This is a genomic window from Gilliamella sp. Pas-s95, from assembly GCF_009795795.1.
In the GTDB taxonomy this organism is placed as follows: domain Bacteria; phylum Pseudomonadota; class Gammaproteobacteria; order Enterobacterales; family Orbaceae; genus Gilliamella; species Gilliamella bombicola.
On the sequence record NZ_WTFC01000020.1, the window covers coordinates 12,134 to 30,948 of the forward strand.

17 protein-coding genes are annotated in these 18,815 nt (G+C 36.4%); 6 read left to right on the forward strand and 11 right to left on the reverse strand.

From position 1 onward, the window contains the following. Position 1: 1 nt before the first annotated feature. Both mnmA and GQ598_RS06750 read right to left on the reverse strand, forming a co-directional pair. Entirely contained in the window at positions 2–1,120 is a 1,119-nt protein-coding gene (gene mnmA / locus GQ598_RS06745; protein WP_160403103.1) for a tRNA 2-thiouridine(34) synthase MnmA, read from the reverse strand. 289 nt (positions 1,121–1,409) lie between these two features. After that, positions 1,410–2,099, reverse strand: a complete 690-nt coding sequence (locus tag GQ598_RS06750) for a LexA family transcriptional regulator (protein ID WP_160403105.1) — start codon at positions 2,097–2,099, stop codon at positions 1,410–1,412. Between the two features lie 161 nt (positions 2,100–2,260). On the opposite strand from GQ598_RS06750, the gene GQ598_RS06755 reads away from it, so the two are divergent. Next, a complete protein-coding gene (locus GQ598_RS06755; RefSeq protein WP_091349515.1) occupies positions 2,261–2,488 on the forward strand; it encodes a helix-turn-helix domain-containing protein in 228 nt (75 codons plus the stop codon). A 63-nt stretch (positions 2,489–2,551) separates the two neighbouring features. Here the strand turns inward: GQ598_RS06755 and tpiA are convergent, their stop codons facing one another. Further along, complete coding sequence (gene tpiA, locus GQ598_RS06760; protein ID WP_160403107.1) at positions 2,552–3,316, reverse strand: triose-phosphate isomerase; 765 nt, start codon at positions 3,314–3,316, stop codon at positions 2,552–2,554. A 100-nt stretch (positions 3,317–3,416) separates the two neighbouring features. On the opposite strand from tpiA, the gene zapB reads away from it, so the two are divergent. From zapB to GQ598_RS06780, 4 genes are all read left to right on the forward strand, one after another. Continuing rightward, positions 3,417–3,662, forward strand: coding sequence for a cell division protein ZapB (zapB, locus tag GQ598_RS06765; protein ID WP_160403109.1), 246 nt, complete (start codon positions 3,417–3,419; stop codon positions 3,660–3,662). A gap of 79 nt (positions 3,663–3,741) precedes the next feature. Then, positions 3,742–5,049 carry a DUF2868 domain-containing protein gene (locus GQ598_RS06770; protein ID WP_160403111.1) on the forward strand — a complete coding sequence of 436 codons (1,308 nt, stop codon included), beginning with the start codon at positions 3,742–3,744 and terminating at the stop codon, positions 5,047–5,049. A gap of 1 nt (position 5,050) precedes the next feature. Continuing rightward, the gene (locus GQ598_RS06775) at positions 5,051–6,409 is read left to right on the forward strand and encodes a DUF3482 domain-containing protein (RefSeq protein ID WP_160403113.1); all 1,359 of its coding nucleotides are present in this window, start codon (positions 5,051–5,053) and stop codon (positions 6,407–6,409) included. Next, positions 6,357–6,890: a C40 family peptidase gene (locus tag GQ598_RS06780; protein ID WP_160403115.1), complete on the forward strand. Its 534-nt coding sequence runs from the start codon at positions 6,357–6,359 to the stop codon at positions 6,888–6,890. The genes GQ598_RS06775 and GQ598_RS06780 overlap by 53 nt, the downstream gene beginning before the upstream one ends. A gap of 106 nt (positions 6,891–6,996) precedes the next feature. Here the strand turns inward: GQ598_RS06780 and GQ598_RS06785 are convergent, their stop codons facing one another. Both GQ598_RS06785 and nifJ read right to left on the reverse strand, forming a co-directional pair. Then, the gene (locus GQ598_RS06785) at positions 6,997–8,184 is read right to left on the reverse strand and encodes a histidinol-phosphate transaminase (protein ID WP_160403131.1); all 1,188 of its coding nucleotides are present in this window, start codon (positions 8,182–8,184) and stop codon (positions 6,997–6,999) included. Between the two features lie 266 nt (positions 8,185–8,450). Further along, positions 8,451–11,993 (reverse strand): pyruvate:ferredoxin (flavodoxin) oxidoreductase, encoded by a 3,543-nt coding sequence (gene nifJ / locus GQ598_RS06790; RefSeq protein ID WP_160403133.1) that lies wholly within the window; start codon positions 11,991–11,993, stop codon positions 8,451–8,453. 543 nt (positions 11,994–12,536) lie between these two features. Between nifJ and GQ598_RS06795 the strand changes: the two genes are divergently transcribed. Beyond that, complete coding sequence (locus GQ598_RS06795; RefSeq protein WP_160403135.1) at positions 12,537–14,102, forward strand: hypothetical protein; 1,566 nt, start codon at positions 12,537–12,539, stop codon at positions 14,100–14,102. A 157-nt stretch (positions 14,103–14,259) separates the two neighbouring features. Here the strand turns inward: GQ598_RS06795 and purM are convergent, their stop codons facing one another. The 6 genes from purM to rsmE all read right to left on the reverse strand — a co-directional run bounded on the left by purM (position 14,260) and on the right by rsmE (position 18,757). Beyond that, on the reverse strand, positions 14,260–15,297 hold the full coding sequence (purM, locus tag GQ598_RS06800) for a phosphoribosylformylglycinamidine cyclo-ligase (protein ID WP_160403136.1): 1,038 nt from the start codon (positions 15,295–15,297) through the stop codon (positions 14,260–14,262). 99 nt (positions 15,298–15,396) lie between these two features. Continuing rightward, a complete protein-coding gene (ruvX, locus tag GQ598_RS06805; protein WP_160403138.1) occupies positions 15,397–15,807 on the reverse strand; it encodes a Holliday junction resolvase RuvX in 411 nt (136 codons plus the stop codon). 3 nt (positions 15,808–15,810) lie between these two features. Then, on the reverse strand, positions 15,811–16,368 hold the full coding sequence (locus GQ598_RS06810) for a YqgE/AlgH family protein (protein WP_160403140.1): 558 nt from the start codon (positions 16,366–16,368) through the stop codon (positions 15,811–15,813). A 21-nt stretch (positions 16,369–16,389) separates the two neighbouring features. Continuing rightward, positions 16,390–16,842 carry a GNAT family N-acetyltransferase gene (locus GQ598_RS06815; protein ID WP_160403142.1) on the reverse strand — a complete coding sequence of 151 codons (453 nt, stop codon included), beginning with the start codon at positions 16,840–16,842 and terminating at the stop codon, positions 16,390–16,392. Positions 16,843–16,845: 3 nt separating this feature from the next. Then, a complete protein-coding gene (gene gshB, locus GQ598_RS06820; RefSeq protein WP_160403143.1) occupies positions 16,846–17,802 on the reverse strand; it encodes a glutathione synthase in 957 nt (318 codons plus the stop codon). 229 nt (positions 17,803–18,031) lie between these two features. Further along, positions 18,032–18,757, reverse strand: a complete 726-nt coding sequence (rsmE, locus tag GQ598_RS06825; protein WP_160403145.1) for a 16S rRNA (uracil(1498)-N(3))-methyltransferase — start codon at positions 18,755–18,757, stop codon at positions 18,032–18,034. Positions 18,758–18,815: the final 58 nt, after the last annotated feature.

Consider the following 18,815-nt stretch of genomic DNA (forward strand, 5'->3'; position numbering starts at 1 on the left):
TTTAGTACTCCTTACTGCTTTTTATTCGTTCTTCTATAATGCCGCCACCAAGGCATACTTCATTTTTATAAAAGACGGCAGATTGACCTGGTGTAACAGCCGCAACAGGGTTGTCAAAAATGACGTTAATTTTGTCGTCAGCTAGAGGTATTACTTGGCAAGCGATATCTTGTTGGCGATAGCGCGTTTTTACCGTACAGTTAAATGGTTCGGTTACCACTTTACGGTCAACCCAATGGAGTTGTTGAGCAATTAATCCGTCTGAAAATAGTGCTGGGTGGTCATGACCTTGTGCCACAATTAATTCGTTATTGGTTAGGTCTTTGTCAACTACATACCATGGTGTGTCATCGGCTTGTTTTAAACCACCGATACCTAGTCCTTTACGTTGCCCTAATGTGTGATACATCAGACCTTGATGCTGGCCTATAATTTCACCATCAACTGTGCGAATATGACCTGCTTGAGCGGGTAAATATCGGGCTAAAAAGTCACTAAATTTGCGCTCACCAATAAAACAGATACCCGTTGAGTCTTTTTTTGCGGCGGTAGCTAAACCAAGTTGCTGGGCAATTTTACGTACTTCAGGCTTTTCAAGCTCTCCGACGGGAAACAAGCTTTGGCTTAGTTGTGTTTCGCTCAAAGTGTAAAGAAAGTAACTTTGGTCTTTGTTAGTGTCTATGCCACGTAATAATTCAACTTTACCATCTATTTCACGTTTACGAACATAATGCCCAGTGGCAATAAAGTCAGCGCCGAGATCTTCGCCGGCATACTCTAAAAAGGCTTTAAATTTAATTTCTTTATTACATAAAATATCGGGATTTGGTGTTCGGCCTGCTTGGTATTCCGATAAAAAATGTTCGAACACGTTGTCCCAATATTCGGCAGCAAAATTAACAGTATGTAATTTGATGTTTAATTTATCACAAACTGCTTGTGCGTCTGCTAAGTCAACAGCAGCGGAGCAGTATTCTTCGGTGTCGTCTTCTTCCCAATTTTTCATAAATAATCCAACAACATCGTATCCTTGTTGTTGTAATAAATATGCAGAAACAGAAGAATCAACACCACCAGACATACCGATAACGACTTTTTTTCGAGTGTTTATATTTGACATAATGACTATAATTAATAGGTAAAATTAATAAAAATTTAACATCAATTTTAGCATAATTAAGGAAAAAAGCATAAAGTTATGCAGATAAAGATTACTGTATTGATTCATTTTTTATACAAATTTAATATTAACTTAATACTACATTTATATTTAAACGAATACTTTCACGAAGCTTTTTGTCGATTTTTTGTTTTTTTATTTTCGCAGAAAAAAATGCGATCGCATAAGATTAAAACAGCTTTACCAGTCAAAACTTATAAAGCTGCTATTATTTAAAGGTCAAATCAAATTAATTAAGATCTTTTAAAAGGTAAACAACAAGCCCAATAATTTTAAAATCTTGTTGACCATATTTATCGCCAATAATGGCAGGGTATTTAGGATTATCACAAAGTAGTGCCAAATTGACGCCTTGATTTTGAATGCGTTTTATGCTGATTTGATCTTCATATTCAACAGCATACAAATAGCCGTCAATTGGTTTGTAATGCGCTTTGTTGACAATAAGAATATCGTGGTTTGATATTGTAGGCTCCATGCTATCGCCTTTTGCCCATACTGCAGTTAAATCTTCGCAACTACAACCTTGATGTTTTATTAAAGTCATATCAAATGGGATTGATTCGATTTGCGAATAAGATTTACTTGTTTCGTTTAAATGATGAAATGGAATATGTACAAAGTTGCTATATTTGGACTCTGCCAATAATCGACATTCTCCTTTTCCTGTTGCTAACCACTCAATAGGTACATCACATTTTTGGGCAATAATCGCCAGTCTATTTAATGCAGGATAGGTTTTTCCTGATAGGTAATCCCGTATCACAGCTTCTGACATACCAACTTTTTTTGCAAATGCGTTACCCGATACTCCTTCTAGTACTAAGTTTAATCTTTTCTTAAAATCAATAACTCCTGTATTAGTTAGGATTCGTGTTTTTTCTTCTTCTGTTGTTTTTTTTATTTTGTTTTCTGTCATTTTTCATTTTATTCCATATGCTTTTTCGTTTTTTTTATTTTAATTCGTTTTTTTATGTGCTATTCTTTGCTTGTAATTTTTATCTTTTGAATATTTTTTTGAACGTTGTAATACCGATAATCTTTACAACAGCAAAAGTTTAACCAATAGAGGATCTCATAATGAGAGAGCAAGATCAAGACTGGGCCCCATCTAGAGTAGTGGGAGAAATTAAAATTAGAGGTGGAAATTTAAGAGCATTGTCGAGAGCGAGTGGATTACAAGCTGATACTTTAAGAAACGCATTATATCGACATTGTCCTAAGTATGAACGAATTATTTCCGAGTATTTGCAAGTCCCTGTTGAAAAAATTTGGCCATCGCGCTATCAACCAAAAGCAAAAAAATAATATTAATTTGCAAATAAAAAAGACGCTTATCAACGTCTTTTTTATTATTAGTTATATTGTGATTTATTTTTTAGCTAATTCTGCTGCTTTAACAATTGCCGCAAAAGCATCCGCTTTTAAAGATGCACCACCGACTAATGCACCGTCAATGTCTGGTTGAGTAAATAATTCTGCTGCATTTTTGTCATTAACAGAACCACCATATTGAATGATCACTTGTTGTGCCACTTTTGCATCTTGTTTTGCAATATGATCACGAATAAATTTGTGAACAGCTTGAGCTTGTGCTGGGGTTGCAGATTTGCCAGTTCCAATTGCCCATACAGGTTCATAGGCAATAACAGCACCGTTGAATGCTTGAACTCCAAGTGCTTTGATGACCGCGTCAATTTGACGAGCGCAAACAGCTTGTGTTTGACCAGCTTCGTTTTCAGCTTCAGTTTCACCAATACATAATACAGGCACTAAACCGGCTTCTTTAATGACACCAAATTTTTTAGCAATAAATTCGTCAGATTCTTTGTGATAAGTGCGACGTTCAGAATGACCAATAATGATGTGAGTCACACCAATATCTTTTAACATTTCTACTGATACTTCACCAGTATAAGCGCCAGAAAGATGAATGCCGACATCTTGGGCTCCTAAAATGATGTTAGTTCCATCTAATTGGTGCTTTACAGAATCAAGATAGACAACTGGTGGTGCAATTGCAATATTACATGCAGTGTCGTTTGATAGCTCTTTCCGTAGTCCTGCAATTAGGTTTTTAGCCATATCGATACTACCATTGAGCTTCCAGTTTCCCATAACAAGTGGTTTACGCATAATTTTCTCCAACTTAAGGTTTAAAATAGTGTTGATTTTAGAATGAATTCGGTATAATGATTAGCATTATACACCAAATAAATTGAGCCTGAGGAAAAATATGTCATTAGAAATATTGAACCAATTAGAGAATAAAATCCAACACACTGTTAATACTATCACCACATTACAACAAGAAATTGCAACTTTAAAACGAGGTAATCAAGAGTTGGAGCAACTAATCAATGATAGTTCTGATGAAATGAAAGCACTACGTGACGAAAACGAAAAACTAAAACAAGATCAACAAATATGGCAACAACGTATCCAAACTTTATTAAGTAAAATTGGTGAAATTACGCAATAATTGATTCGAATTTTATTAACGCGACTTAGGTCGCGTTTCTTTTATTCTTAATTGTTAATAGTGGCGAAGATTAAGTTTAATGCAACAAAAACTAAAATCACTCTGGCTGACCGAAACCATCCATTTAATTGAGACCGAATCTGGACGGTTTGCTGACCAAGATATTAATAGACAAGTAAGAGTAGAACAGATATCGCTCACAGATCGAATTGTGATGCGAGCAACCATGTTGTCTAAACAAAATGGGTTATATTCGGCGCAGAAAATACTGTTAAGATCTGTTAAATTTTCTTTTGTGCTATTACTGCTGCTATCTGTGTTTTTGGGAAGCTCTTTGGCATTGGGAGCGTTAAGTCAAAATCCAATCAATTTGTATTGGGCACTTTTTAGTTTATTAGGTGTGCATTTGATTACATTATCTATTTGGCTTAGTTCGTTTTTTTTCTTTGCTAATTTTGGTGGCAGTTTGTTGATTCATGTCTGGTTGTGGTTAGCGAAAAAACTATCTCAGAAAAAGACTGTACAACAGCTTATTCCTGCGTTTGTTGAACTGTTTGGTTCGCGAGTTCGCTGGCTTATTGGTTTTGTTCTTAATCTATTTTGGACTGTGATTTTAAGTAGTGCATTGTTGGTGTTAGTTGTGTTATTTTCAACCAAACATTATAGCTTTGAATGGCAAACGACATTACTTAGTTCTGATACCATTATTAATTTAACTCGTTATTTAGGTTATTTACCCTCATTATTGGGTTTTGACATTCCTAAAGATGATGTAATAAAGTTAAGTGAACATGCTTTAAATGCTGGTGAAGTGCGTTCGTCGTGGGCTATTTGGTTGTTGGGTGTGTTTATTATTTACGGGTTAGTCGTGCGATTTTTATGTATGGTATTTTGTGGTGTTAATTGGTTAATTAGTTGCCGTCAAATTAAGCTCAATATTTCACATCCAGATTATCAAATATTAGCCAATCAATTACAGCCATTACTTATTAACATTGAAGATGCCGATAAATTTGGCAACAACGATCACCAATGGCATTTGCCAACACATTCTATTGAAGATGGAAAAGGCGCTTTTTTGGTTGCCATTGATGTGCAAGAAAGTTGGCATCATCCAGAGTTTGTTTCATTTTTAGGTTTTTTAAATACTCGTGAACAGCGCAGTAAAATTCTAGATTATCTGCAATTAACACCTGCTAAAAAATTATTAATTGCAATTGATACCGATAGAGCACCCGATAGGGGACTATTGAATTTTATTAATCAACTGATTAATAAATCGCAACAAAGTCGTATTTGGTTTATTAATCAAGGTAAGCAGTATCATAATTGGCAATTGCTATCTTTACAGTTAGCTGAACCTGATTGGTTAAGCGAGGACCTTTAAGATGTTATCAACATTAAAATTAGCTGTGGTTGGTCATGCCAATGTTGGCAAAACATCATTATTACGTACTTTAGTTCGGAATAACCATTTTGGTCAGGTATCGGATCGCCCTGGCACGACAAGACATGTTGAATCAATAACATTGCCACTTGAAGATAGTAAATCGATTGTTTTTTATGACACCCCAGGATTAGAAGACAGTTTAGCCCTTTATGATTACATTAACCAACTTGTTCCCGCTAATTCAAAACTTGATGGTATTGATAAATTAACATTTTTTTTACAAAGTCCAGAGTCTGAAAACGTATTTAATCAAGAAGCTAAAGTTATTAGACAATTGTTAAATAGTGATGCAGCCATCTATGTGATAGATGTGCGTGAACCAGTATTATCCAAATATCACGATGAGTTAGCTATTTTAGCTAATAGTGATAAACCAATATTAGCCGTTTTAAATTTTATCGCTGATAGTAACCAAAATGAAAAGGAATGGAAAAGATTGCTGTCACGCGTTGGGATTCATGCTATTATTAGATTTGACGCTATTTTCCCTCCTTTAGATGGGGAAGAGCGGCTATATCGTAGCCTTGCTTTATTGGTTGAACCAGCTAAAGAAATATTAGATAATTGGCTAGATAAAATCTCACAAATTCGTGATTCTCGTAATCAAACCGCTAATCGGATTATTGCCGAAACGCTCGTTGATGTTACCGCCTTTTACAAAATGGCTAAACTAGACGATCGCCAAGCGATTACTGATTTGCAAAACAAAGTCAGAAAGCGAGAACAAATAGCGATCGATGAATTATTAAAATTGTATCAATTCGATTCAACTCAAGAGAGTGAAGAGAGCTTGCCTTTAATCAAAGGTCGTTATAATGCTGACCTTTTTAATGTTGATGCACTAAAAACGGTAGGCATGCATTTGACTAAAGGCTTTGTGTCAGGCGCAACAATTGGTGCAAGTATTGACTTAGCAACTGGTGGTATTTCGCTTGGCTCGGCTGCGTTAATTGGCGCAGCAGTTGGTAGTTTAATGCAAACTGCTAAACATTATGGTTCTAGAATGCGGTATCAGCTTTCTGGATATAGTAAATTAAGTGTTGATGATGTTATTATTTGTTTTCTTTCTTTACGATTAATTCGCCTTAAAGAAAGTTTAAATCATCGCAGCCATGCGGATATGAGCCCTGTTAGATTATCTAAATTAGATAAAAATGAATGGGAAAAAGGCGTGTTACCTAGAAGCCTAAAGGTAGCAAGACGTTATCCGCACTGGTCGACGTTAAATAAAGGAACAAAAAGAAATGACAAAAAAAGACAATCGACTATTAGGAACGTTGCTCAGCAACTGCATTAATGTAAAGAAACGTTTTTTAATAACTACATTGATCTTTTCTCTCTTTGTGTTATTTGGTTGTAGTACTAGTCAAGGTCAGGTTTCTACTAAAAATATCAAATCAGATTCAGCTATGTTAGCTAAAATAGAATCTCACTATAAAAAATGGCAAAATACACCGTATCGTTATGGTGGCACAACTTTGGCCGGTAGTGATTGTTCTGCTTTGGTTATGAATTTTTTCAAAAATAGACTTTCAAAACCCTTACCAAGAAGTGCGGCAGAACAAGCTCAATTAGGTGTTAAAGTAAACACACCTAAAGCTGGCGATTTAGTGTTCTTTAAAACAGGTCGTAGCCGTAGTGGCTTACATGTTGGTATCTATTATGCTGATGGTAAGTTTTTACATGCTTCAACCTCAAAAGGGGTTACCTATTCAAACTTGAATGAGGATTATTGGAAGAAGCATTACTGGATGGCTCGTCGTATAACGGGTAGCTAAACAGTTTCTTTTTTATTATTTTTGCTAATAATTGTAACAAAAAAGCGCTTTAAATTAATTAACATTTATAGCGCTTATTTTTTATCTACCATAAAAATAATTATACTTAAATTTTTCCTTTTTCTTTTAATTCATTCATTATATTGGCTACATAAAGCATTTCGCCAGGTGAGCCAAGTGATATTCGGCACCAATTTGTTGCTGGTTCAAAATCTCTGCCAATCAATATAAAATTATTTTCCATTAGTTCACGATAATCTTTTAAATCGATAGGGCTTTTGTGAAACATAAAATTAGTTTCTGATTTTAGATAATGTAACCCTAAGTCTGATAGCACTTTTTCCATGATTTGGCGTGATACATCAACCGCTTTTTTTGAATAAGTCAAAAATGGTTGATCATCCATAGATGTCAGCGCTGCACAAACGCCACAATAGTTGAGCTTTTCACCTGCGACATATTGAGCCATATTTTTGATATTTTCAATTGAACTTACCGCATAACCTACTCGTAATCCAGCCATAGCATGAATTTTTGAGAAGGTTTTAAGTAAGATAATATTATCGCAACCTTGTATAATTAGCTTATCGACTGATTTAAATGCAGGATCATTAACAAATTCAGCATAAGCCTCATCAACAATAAAAATTGTATTTTTAGGCTTGCTTTTGATCCAAGGTTCTATTTGATGCGTTGCAAAAATAGTTGAAGTAGGATTGTTGGGATTAACTAAATAGACAATTGAAAAGCCTTTATAATCTTCAACTGCCTTTTGTAAACCTTTGATATCAATTTGCCAATCTGGCAAACTCGGGACTTTGGTTATGTTTAAATTAAAAATTTTTGCAAAATGTTCCCCATCGCTATAAGTAAGTTCAGGAATTACTAGTTGAGCGTTGGGCTTAACAAATGCGGCAATAGCACTACGAATACCTTCTGATGAGCCAGCGGTTAGCAAAATTTGAGCATCATCAACATTATGATGTTTAGCTAAACGTTTATTAAGTAGTGGCATTTCTGCTTTTGCATAACGATTAGCTTTTGGTACGGCATTTATTGCTGCTTGTTTTGCACTTGGTGACATTCCAAGTGCATTTTCGTTGAAGTTTAGCCTAACTGGATTGTTAACATCTGGTATTACCACCTTATCAAGCATGGGAACAGAGAATGAGACTGAGTTTTGTGCTTCTACTGCGTGAGCTTTAGATAGGAATTGATTAATAGATAGCCCTGCAATTGCTGCACTAGAAAGTGTGATTAGTTTTCTTCTACTAACATTGATATTAGATACCATGATACACCTCATGTTTTAGTTGATACTTACGTACTTAATTATTAACATTGCAAAATTAATACCAATTTTAAAAAATTATATTTCTTACTTATTTTTAATAGAAAGATCATATGTATATAGCTAAAAAAAGATTTGATTTTTTATCTGGTATTTTAATATGCACTTAATTGGTGCTTTATTGCTTAATATCAGGAAATAAAAAACCAGTTACTGTTAAGTCAATAACTGGTTTAATAGATTGGATAATCATAGACTATTCTTTATGATCAACTATCGGCAGGAGGCTCAATATCTGAAAAGGTAGCCAGCATTTGCAAGAATTTATATTTAGAATTCACCATTTTAGTGGAACGCTCATGCAAGGTGTTTGCAATGATTGGCTCTAATGTCTCTAAACGGCGGAAACGCTGCTCTTTCAATAAAATGCCTGATAATAACTCGCTATTTGGTGCTTTTGAATCAAGTACCAAACCTGGTTTACCTTCTATCATACGACGTGGATCATAACGGTAAAGAGGCCAGAAACCAGATTTAACGAGATCTTTCATTTGTTCATGTGATTTAGCAAGATCATAGCCATGTTCTTCACAAGGGCTATAAGCAATAACTAGCGATGGCCCATCATAGGCTTCGGCTTCTTGTAAGGCTTTAAGGGTTTGGTTTAGTTGCGAACCTAACGCAACTTGCGCAACATAGACATGACCGTACATCATTACGCTAACACCTAAATCTTTACGCGCTTTATGTTTACCTAAATCAGCAAATTTTGATACGGCACCCATCGGCGTCGCTTTGGACTGTTGACCACCTGTATTGGAGTAACATTGCGTGTCTAATACCAATATATTGACGTTATCGGTTAAGCTCATGACATGATCAAGCCCACCAAATCCAATATCGTAAGCCCAACCATCACCGCCTATAGCCCAGACTGATTTATCAACCAAGTAATTGGCATCTTGGATTAACTCTTGTGCTTGTGCAGATGCTAAGTGGGCAAGTTGTTCACGTAGCAATATGATTTGTTGGCGTTTTTCAGTGATAGAGGTCTCCGAGGATTTTAACGCCATTACAATTTCAGGCGAAATGTCACCAGCGACATAATCAAGCAAACGTAACGCACGTTTTTTATGTTGGTCATAAGTAATGCGATACCCTAATGCAAATTCGGCATTATCTTCAAATAACGAATTAGCCCAAGCCGGTCCACGACCATCGCGATCGGTGGTATAAGGTGACGACGGCAGGTTGCCGCCATAAATTGATGAACAACCAGTGGCATTGGCAATGGCTAAATGGTCCCCATAAAGTTGGGTTAATAGCTTAATGTAAGGCGTTTCACCACATCCAGCACAAGCACCTGAATATTCAAATAAAGGAGTAAGTAATTGTGAGGTACGAACATCAATACGTTCGAGTGTTTTTATATCACGATCTGGTAATGCCATAAAATACTCAAAATTGGTGCGCTGAGTATCAAAATTGTCGATACGCGATTGCATGTTAATAGCTTTAATTTCAAAGTTGTTGCGATCACGTGCTGGACATACTTCAACACATAAATTACAACCCGTACAATCTTCAGGTGCAACTTGTAATACATAGCGTTGTCCTTTCATATCACGGGCTTTGACTTCTAGTGAACTTAATGAGTCTGGTGCGTTGATCATATCATCTGGCTCAACAACTTTGGCGCGAATAGCCGCATGAGGACAAGCAACTGCACAGTGATTACACTGAGTACACAGTTCAGGTTGCCAAATAGGTATCTGTTCTGCAATATTGCGCTTTTCCCATTTTGTAGTACCTGTAGGCCATGTACCATCGGGTGGGAATGCTGAGACAGGCAAATTATCACCCAAGCCAGCTAACATTGCCGCAGTTACTGTTTTAACAAAAGTAGGGGCATTCGTTGGTACAATAGGTGGCATGGTCGCACTGCTTTGATCAACACAACTAAGTGGAATTTGCTCAAGCGAAGCGATAGCTAAATCAAGCGCTTTCCAGTTGTTTTCAACTAAATCTTGCCCTTTACTACTGTAACTTTTAGCAATGACTTCCTTTAATTGGGTAATACTAAAATCATTTTTAAAAATTTCAGCAAGGTGAAAGAAAACTGCCTGCATAACGGTATTAATTCTTGCCCCTAAATTACATTCACGAGCAATTTTTGCTGCATTAATGATATAAAAATGTGCTCGTTTCTGAATTAATTGCACTTGCACTTCTTTAGGGAGCCTGTGCCAAATTTCATCTTTGCTATACGGGGTATTAAGCAAAAAGATACCATCATCCTTTAATTTATCAACAATTTGATATTTATCGATAAACTGATCTTGGTGGCATCCAATAAAGTGGGCGCTGGTAATTAAATAAGGGGAATCAATGGGATCTAAGCTAACTCTTAAGTGAGATGTGGTTAAACCCCCGGCTTTTTTAGAGTCATAGACAAAATACCCTTGTACATAAAAAGGCGAACTATCACCAATAATTTTGATATTATTTTTTGTTGCCGACACAGTGCCATCACTACCAAGTCCATAAAATAAGGCTTCAAGAGCTGATTTTTGTGGAATAGATTTTTCAGGCAACGGTAAAGAAAGTCCTGTTATATCATCATAAATACCAACGGTAAATCGTGGTTTAGGTTTATCTAATCCCAATTCAGTAAAAATGGCAAGCACACAACGAGGATCAAACTCTTTAGACGATAATCCATAACGCCCACCGACAATGATTGGCATGCTATTGCGTTCACCACGTGATAAGCTTTCAGCAAATGCAGTAATAATATCTAAATAAAGTGGCTCAGCTTGAGCGCCTGGCTCTTTAGTTCTATCAAGAACAGCAATTTTATTCACTGTACTTGGAATAACCTCTAGCAAATGATTGGCAGAAAAAGGGCGAAATAATCTAACGGTCACAACACCAACTTTTTGGTTTTGCTTAATTAAAACATCAACCACTTCTTTAGTCGTACTTGCTCCTGAACCCATAATGATAATAATACGTTCGGCATCGCTAGCACCATAATATTCAAAAGGTTGATATTTTCTACCCGTTTCTATTGCAAAAGCGTCCATAGCATCAACGACATGTTGATAGGTGTCATCATAATACGTATTTATTGCTTCTCGGCATTGAAAGTAGGTATCAGGATTGGCAGATGTACCTCGAGTTACTGGATTATCGGGTGTTAAAGCTCGTTCACGATTGGCTTTAATTGCTTCGTGAGGTAATAATTTATGGATTTGTTCATCACTTAGTGGATAGATTTTATTTACTTCGTGCGATGTTCTAAATCCATCAAAAAAGTGAACAAAAGGAACGCGGCTGTTTAAAGTTGCTATTTGTGAAATCAGAGCAAAATCTTGTGCTTCTTGCACAGAACTTGAACAAAACATAGCAAAACCCGTTTGCCTAATTGCCATCACATCAGAATGATCGCCAAAAATAGACAGAGCATGAGTTGCAACAGTACGTGCGGCAACATGCAAAACAAAAGGGGTAAGTTCGCCCGCTATTTTATACAGCGATGGAATCATTAAAAGCAAACCTTGTGACGAAGTAAACGAAGTGGCTAGTCCACCTGTCATTAATGCACCATGAACAGTTGCAATAGCACCCGCTTCGGACTGCATTTCAATTACTCTTGGCGTATCGCCAAATACGTTTGGCTTATTAAATTCTGCCCACGTGCTAGCTTGCTCGGCCATTGTTGAGCTTGGAGTAATTGGATAAATAGCAATGACTTCGTTTGTACGATAAGCAACGGACGACACCGCACTGTTAGCGTCTGATATGATCATTAAAAAAACCTTATATTTTAAACTATTACGACATTACTAAATTATTATAAATTTGTATCATTGTATCAGAAACTAAGTTAGCTTTTTGTTATTTTTATGTTAAATTTTTTATCATTACTACTTTAGATAAAAAAACAAAAATAATGCCTAATGTCCATATCAAGCATCTATCTGCCATACTTCATTTATAACACTTAACAACCTGATAATACATTAAATAACATATGTAAAAATGAACAATTTACACAATAGTTCATTTTTAAAATTATGTTTTGCGAAACATATTCAGAAGTCTATACCACGTGGTTATTAAAAACGCTGAAAAAAGTGTGTTTTAGAGGACTATTTTAACCATAAATATCCCAAAGATATCTTCAATCAAAACCTTAACAAAGCTTTACAAAATTTAAATTGAAAAGGAATAGCGAACTAAAATTAAGCGGTCTATAATTCGCACGTTTTATATAAATTCAGATCATTAAACGAGTAAATGGCTATAAAAATATAAAATTAAACAAAATCTTATGCGATAGGTGGAATATTATGTTTTACCATAGAAAAAAGCAGTCATATATTCTAAATCTTTTTAATTATTACAGTAGTCAAAAGCAAAATCTTTCCTCACTTTTATTATTGAACTTAACGGACTTATCAAAGCCCTCGTTGTTTTTTGCACCATTTTTGTTATTACCGTGTTCTTTGAGTTTACAGGCATTATCGGTGCAAACTTCAAATGTCATTCAAGGAACAGCCCCGTATTTAACGTTTGATGATGGCGCCACTAAGGTAATGAGTTTTGAAGGGGCATTAGGTATAAAATTGGCAAATATTAGCTATATACCACAAGGTATAAATAGCACGCTTTATCCAAATGCAATTGTTGATACATCAAACATAAATAACCCAATTGAGATGCCAAATACGACCTATACTTTTGCGGATATTCAAACGATCGTACCTGTTGCAAGTTATCCTAATATCTCGTTAACTGACTTGGTTAATGCGCCATATAACTATGGGAGAGATGATGATGGAGATGGATCTATCAATGCAACAGGTAATTTGACGATTAAATGGCAAGATAGCAGTGGTAAAGATATTACGGAGGATGTTAAAGCTAACCCAAATATGGAATTAAATTTTTGTAATGCACCTTATCAGCTCACATTAAGTGCAACGAGTGGCTATTTATCAACTGAATACGGTATACCTAAAACTACTTACTTTAATAATGCGAACCATAGTTACTATATTAATCCGAATCGAATAAATGCAAAAGTCTGTTTTGCTCAACCAAGTTTACATGCACAACAAGGTGATGAACAAAAAGAATATTGGGTTAGAAAAAAAGGTTTTAAAGTGCAACCATTTAACAACCCAACCAATAATTTTCCAACGACAGGCTCAAATAAAATGTTTTTCTACCTGCTGTTGGCTGGTATTACACCAGAGCAAGTTATTGCGGTCAATGGCTCAACAGTACAGGGAACTGGAGGGAACGTAACATTGCAATTAAGTGCGGCAACCACACATGGTTGGGGAAGTATTAGTTACCCAGAGAGGGAGTGGGCTCTAAAGGTTGAACTAATTGGGCCGACTCGAAACTCGACAAATACAAGATTCTTACCAACAGAGTTTAAATTATATTCTGATAATATTGGTGGTCACTTAATTTATAATTTTAAAATAGAGCGTTGGTTTATACCTCGTCCAGGACAAGTAAATGGGTATTGGAATGCTCAAAATTTTTGTAGAAGTTTAGGGTATGGTTATCGGATTCCTGGCGTTGAAGATTATACTAATGCGAATCGCCCAGATATTGGTTGGAATAATGGTATACCAGGCAGAAATATCGATATGTATCGAAGAGCTTTAAGTTACCGAGACGGTAACCGCTGGGTTGGAGGATTCTTTAATGAGTGGGGAGTTATGAGCGACGCAAATAGTGGTTATCCTGGTACTGACTGGAGCGTCTACGACTATTGGGCTTATCAAGCGCGAGGAGGGAATGAATGGTATAGCGTTGGTTCGGGTGGTGGTAACATTAATACTACTGCTATTTCTAGTCATTTATATAATACTAATAGAGCAGCGTGTGTAAGTCCTTAATGTGATGAATTAATTTGATCGTTGGTCACCAAACAATAGCTAAATACGATTTATTAAATGATACAGCTAGATGTTTACAAAGTGTTACGATCTGGCAATAACGATCTGAAAAGTGGCATATTATCCATCTAACAGATGGATAATATGAAAATACTATTTATTTGATTACAACACGCTCGCCTGATGTAGCGTGTTTAATTTCACCTAATAACCATGCTTTTTCACCATGGTTATTTAGTAAGCTAATTGCTTTATCGGCTGACTGTTTAGGTAATGCGATAATTAAACCGACACCACAGTTAAAAGTTCGGTACATTTCGTGACGGTTAACATTGCCTGCTTGTTGTAGCCAATTAAAGATGTCTGGCCATTGCCAACTTGCTTCATTGATGACTGCTTGAGTATTGTCAGGTAAAACACGAGGAATGTTTTCCCAAAATCCGCCACCTGTAATATGGGCAATGGCGTGCACGTCAACTTGAGCGATAAGATCAAGAACAGACTTAACATAGATCTTAGTAGGTGCAAGTAAGTGATCGGCAAGTGATTTGCCATTTAGCTTTTCGGTAGCTGGGTTTACGCCGCTGACTTCAATAATTTTACGTATTAACGAATAGCCATTAGAATGAGCGCCGCTTGAAGCTAATGCAATTAATGCATCGCCATCTTGCACTTTGCTACCGTCGATCATAGCTGATTTTTCAACGACACCAACACAAAAACCTGCCAAATCATAGTCGTTGCCGTGATACATACCCGGCATTTCGGCTGTTTCACCGCCCACTAAAGCGCACCCCGATTGTTTACATCCTTCGGCAATGCCAGTCACTACAGTGGCGGCTACATCGACATTAAGTTTGCCGGTGGCATAATAATCAAGGAAGAATAAAGGTTCAGCACCTTGGACAATCAGATCGTTAACACACATTGCCACTAAATCAATACCAATTGATTCATGGCGGTTTAAATCCATTGCAAGACGTAATTTAGTCCCCACACCATCAGTGCCTGATACCAAAATAGGTTCTTTATATTTTTGTGGAATAGCACATAGTGCGCCAAAGCCACCCAGTCCACCCATAACCTCAGGTCGCTTGGTTTCTTTAACGACAGATTTAATGCGATTAACAAGTTCATTGCCAGCATCAATATCGACACCAGCATCTTTGTAACTGAGAGATTTATTATTTGACACAGCAAGCAATCCTTACAATAGAAAATAGATGATTATTCTAGCAAGGATGAAATTTAATGGCGATTAATTATTTACAAAATAACCAATTAATTAAAGTTGCTAATTATTTTCAAACCAACTTTCTAAAATAATAATGGCAGAAGTTGCATCTACATGGCCTTTTTCAAGTGCACGATAACCTCGTGAAGCAAAAATATGGGATTTTGCTTCAACGGTTGATAATCGCTCATCTTGTAAATGTACTTGATAACCAAATCTACCATGCAGGCGGTTAGCAAATTTACGTGCTCGTGCAGTTAATGGTTGCTCGGTTCCATCCATATTTAAAGGTAGTCCAACGACTAAAAAATCCGGCTTCCAGTCATTTAACACTTTTTCGATAGCTTGCCAGTTAGGAATGCCATCACGTGCTTTAAAAGAACACAATGGATTGGCTGTTTTAGTAATATCTTGACCAATAGCCGCTCCAATACTTGCCGTGCCAAAATCAAATGCAATAATTGTAGCCATAGGTTATGCATTACCCATTTGGTGTGACATAGTATTGATATTGATACCAAGTGATGCGGCTGCTTTTTGCCAACGTTCGTCAATAGAAACTTCATAAATAATTTTAGGATCAGCATTTGTTACCAACCAATCATTACGGGCAATTTCGCCTTCAAGTTGTAATGATTGCCAGCTTGAATATCCCAAAGCCAAAAAGATATTTTGCGGTTGCTCGGGGGAGCCGATTGATTTAAGCGCATCAAGTGAAGTGGTAATCATCACATCATCTGAAATCTGAATGCTAGAAGCAAACTCTTGTTGAGGTGTATGCAAAATAAACCCTTGCTCTTCAGCAAGTGGACCGCCACAAAACACAGGATGCTCTAATTCAGCACAACTTTTGGGCGACGTAATTTCTAACCGTGTAAGAACGGATTCTACATTGAGCTCAACAATCGGTTTATTAATCATAATGCCCATGGCACCATCGCGGTTATGTTCGCAAATATAAATAACAGAACGACTAAACAACGAGTCATCCAATGTTGGCATAGCAATAATAAAATGATCTTTTAAATTCATAATCTCACATCTAGGTAACTTTTATAATGCACATTTGCCAATTTTAACGTTATGTTCAACATGACAGCGCATTAATAACTCAGGCTCATGGGTTTCTTCATTGATCGATTCTGAAACAATATCGAAATTCTGAGCAACATAAAAATCAATCGCCGCAGTATTCTTTTTATAAACATGTACTAATAGTTCATTGTGGCGCTGTTTGGCTTTATTAACTAACGCTTCACCGACACCTTGATGACGGTAATTTTGATCAACAAACAGCCCTGAAATATAGTTTTCGGTTAAACCAATAAATCCTTTTATACCGTCAAGATCTTGCACGTATAAAGTGGACATTGGGATTAGCATTTTTACTAAATCGTAATTTTGCTTAAAAAATTCAGGATCGATAAAGTCATGAGCTTGCAAATTACCTTGCAGCCATATTGTCATGACGCTGTTTAAATCTTCGGGTTTATATTCTCTAATCATTGTTTAACTCTTTTTATTTAGTCGATGTTCAATTGCGTCCATTAACATACCGGTGATTGAAAGATCAGGATTTGCCGCTTCAATTTCGCGAACGCAAGTTGGGCTGGTAACGTTAATTTCGGTTAACTTATCACCAATAATATCAAGTCCTACAAACAGAAGGCCTTTTTCTTTTAAAACTGGAGCGATACTTTTAGCTATATGCCAATCACTTTCACTTAATGCTCTCACTTCTCCATGCCCACCAGCAGCAAGATTACCACGCGTTTCGCCTTTTTGTGGGATTCGTGCTAAACAATAAGATACTGGTTCGCCATCAACGACTAAAACACGCTTATCACCGTTTTTAATGGCAGGAATGAAGTTTTGTGCCATGCAATAACGCGTATTATGTTCAGTTAATGTTTCAATGATTACTGAAACATTAGGATCGTCTTGTTTGATTCTAAAAATCGATGATCCCCCCATACCATCTAACGGTTTTAAAATAATGTCATGGTATTTTTGATAAAAAGCTTTAATTTGTTTTGTTTGGCGTGTAACTAGCGTTTGTGGTGTAAATTGTGCAAACCATGTAGTAAATAGTTTTTCATTACAATCGCGTAGGCTTTGTGGTTTATTGACCACTAACACACCTTTATCTTCAGCGCGTTCTAAAATATAAGTAGCATAAATATATTCTGTATCGAAAGGAGGATCTTTACGCATTAAAATCGTATCGAGTTCACTGAGTGGAATGGTCTGTTCTTGTCCAAGCTCGAACCAATGATCTTTATCGTTATAAACCTTCAACGGGCGCGTTGTTGCATATGCTTCGCCAGTATCTAAAAATAGATCATTCATTTCAATATAAAAAAGTGAATAACCTCGTTTTTGTGCCTCAAGTAACATTGCAAAACTGGTATCTTTTTTAATATTAATATGACTAATTGGATCCATAACAATACCAAGTTTAATCATGGTGACTCCTTACTGATTCTTTGGGTTTTAGCGAACAATGATTGATAACGCGTATTATCCTATACTTGTTTACTGGGTTAGTTTGAACATGCGATAGTTAGTGTTTTAAATCACTATTAAAAGTGTGCTTGCAACTATCATACTCGTTACAGCTTAAGATGCAAAGCAAACATTAGTAATGTCGGGCTAATTTTCTCTATCGCAATAGAGTAAGCAATACGATTTTACCTTATCCTAAATCACCAAAATGTACTTGCAAAGCAGTTAGGGCAGTGAGTGCTGCTGTTTCGGTACGTAACACGCGTGGGCCAAGCAAAATATCAGTGAATTGATAATCATGTGTCATGTTAATTTCACTATCTGACAACCCACCCTCAGGGCCAATTAACAGACTAATATCCCGCTTATCACTAGGTAACTGTTTAACGCCATGCTTGGCTTTAGGATGTAGATTTAAGCGTAACTGTGTTGTCAAACTTGTGCACCAAGTTTCAAGTTTGGTTACAGGGTGGATGATGGGTATGACATTACGACCACATTGTTCACAAGCTGAAATCACGATCTTTTGCCATTGTTGGACTTTTTTATCTAACCGTTCGGCATCCAATTTAACCCCACAGCGTTCAGAAAGTAGGGGCGTAATACTACTAACGCCTAACTCTACTGACTTTTGAATCGTAAATTCCATTTTTTCACCACGTGATATTACTTGCCCCAAATGGATATCTAATGGTGATTCGCGATTGTCTAAAATGGATGAAGCTGTTTTGACTGTCACCGATTTTTTATTAACATTGCAGATAACCGCTGGAGTAATTTGATTTGTTCCATCAAATAGAGTGATTTCTTCACCCACTTTCATGCGCAATACACGAATAAGGTGGTTAAACGCATTATCATCTAGGGTAATAAGGCTATTTTGAACAATCGTAAAAGGTTGAAAAATTCGCGTCATAATTGCCAGTATCTTAAAATATATTGCAATAAATTATAGCGTAATTTATCAAGATTCG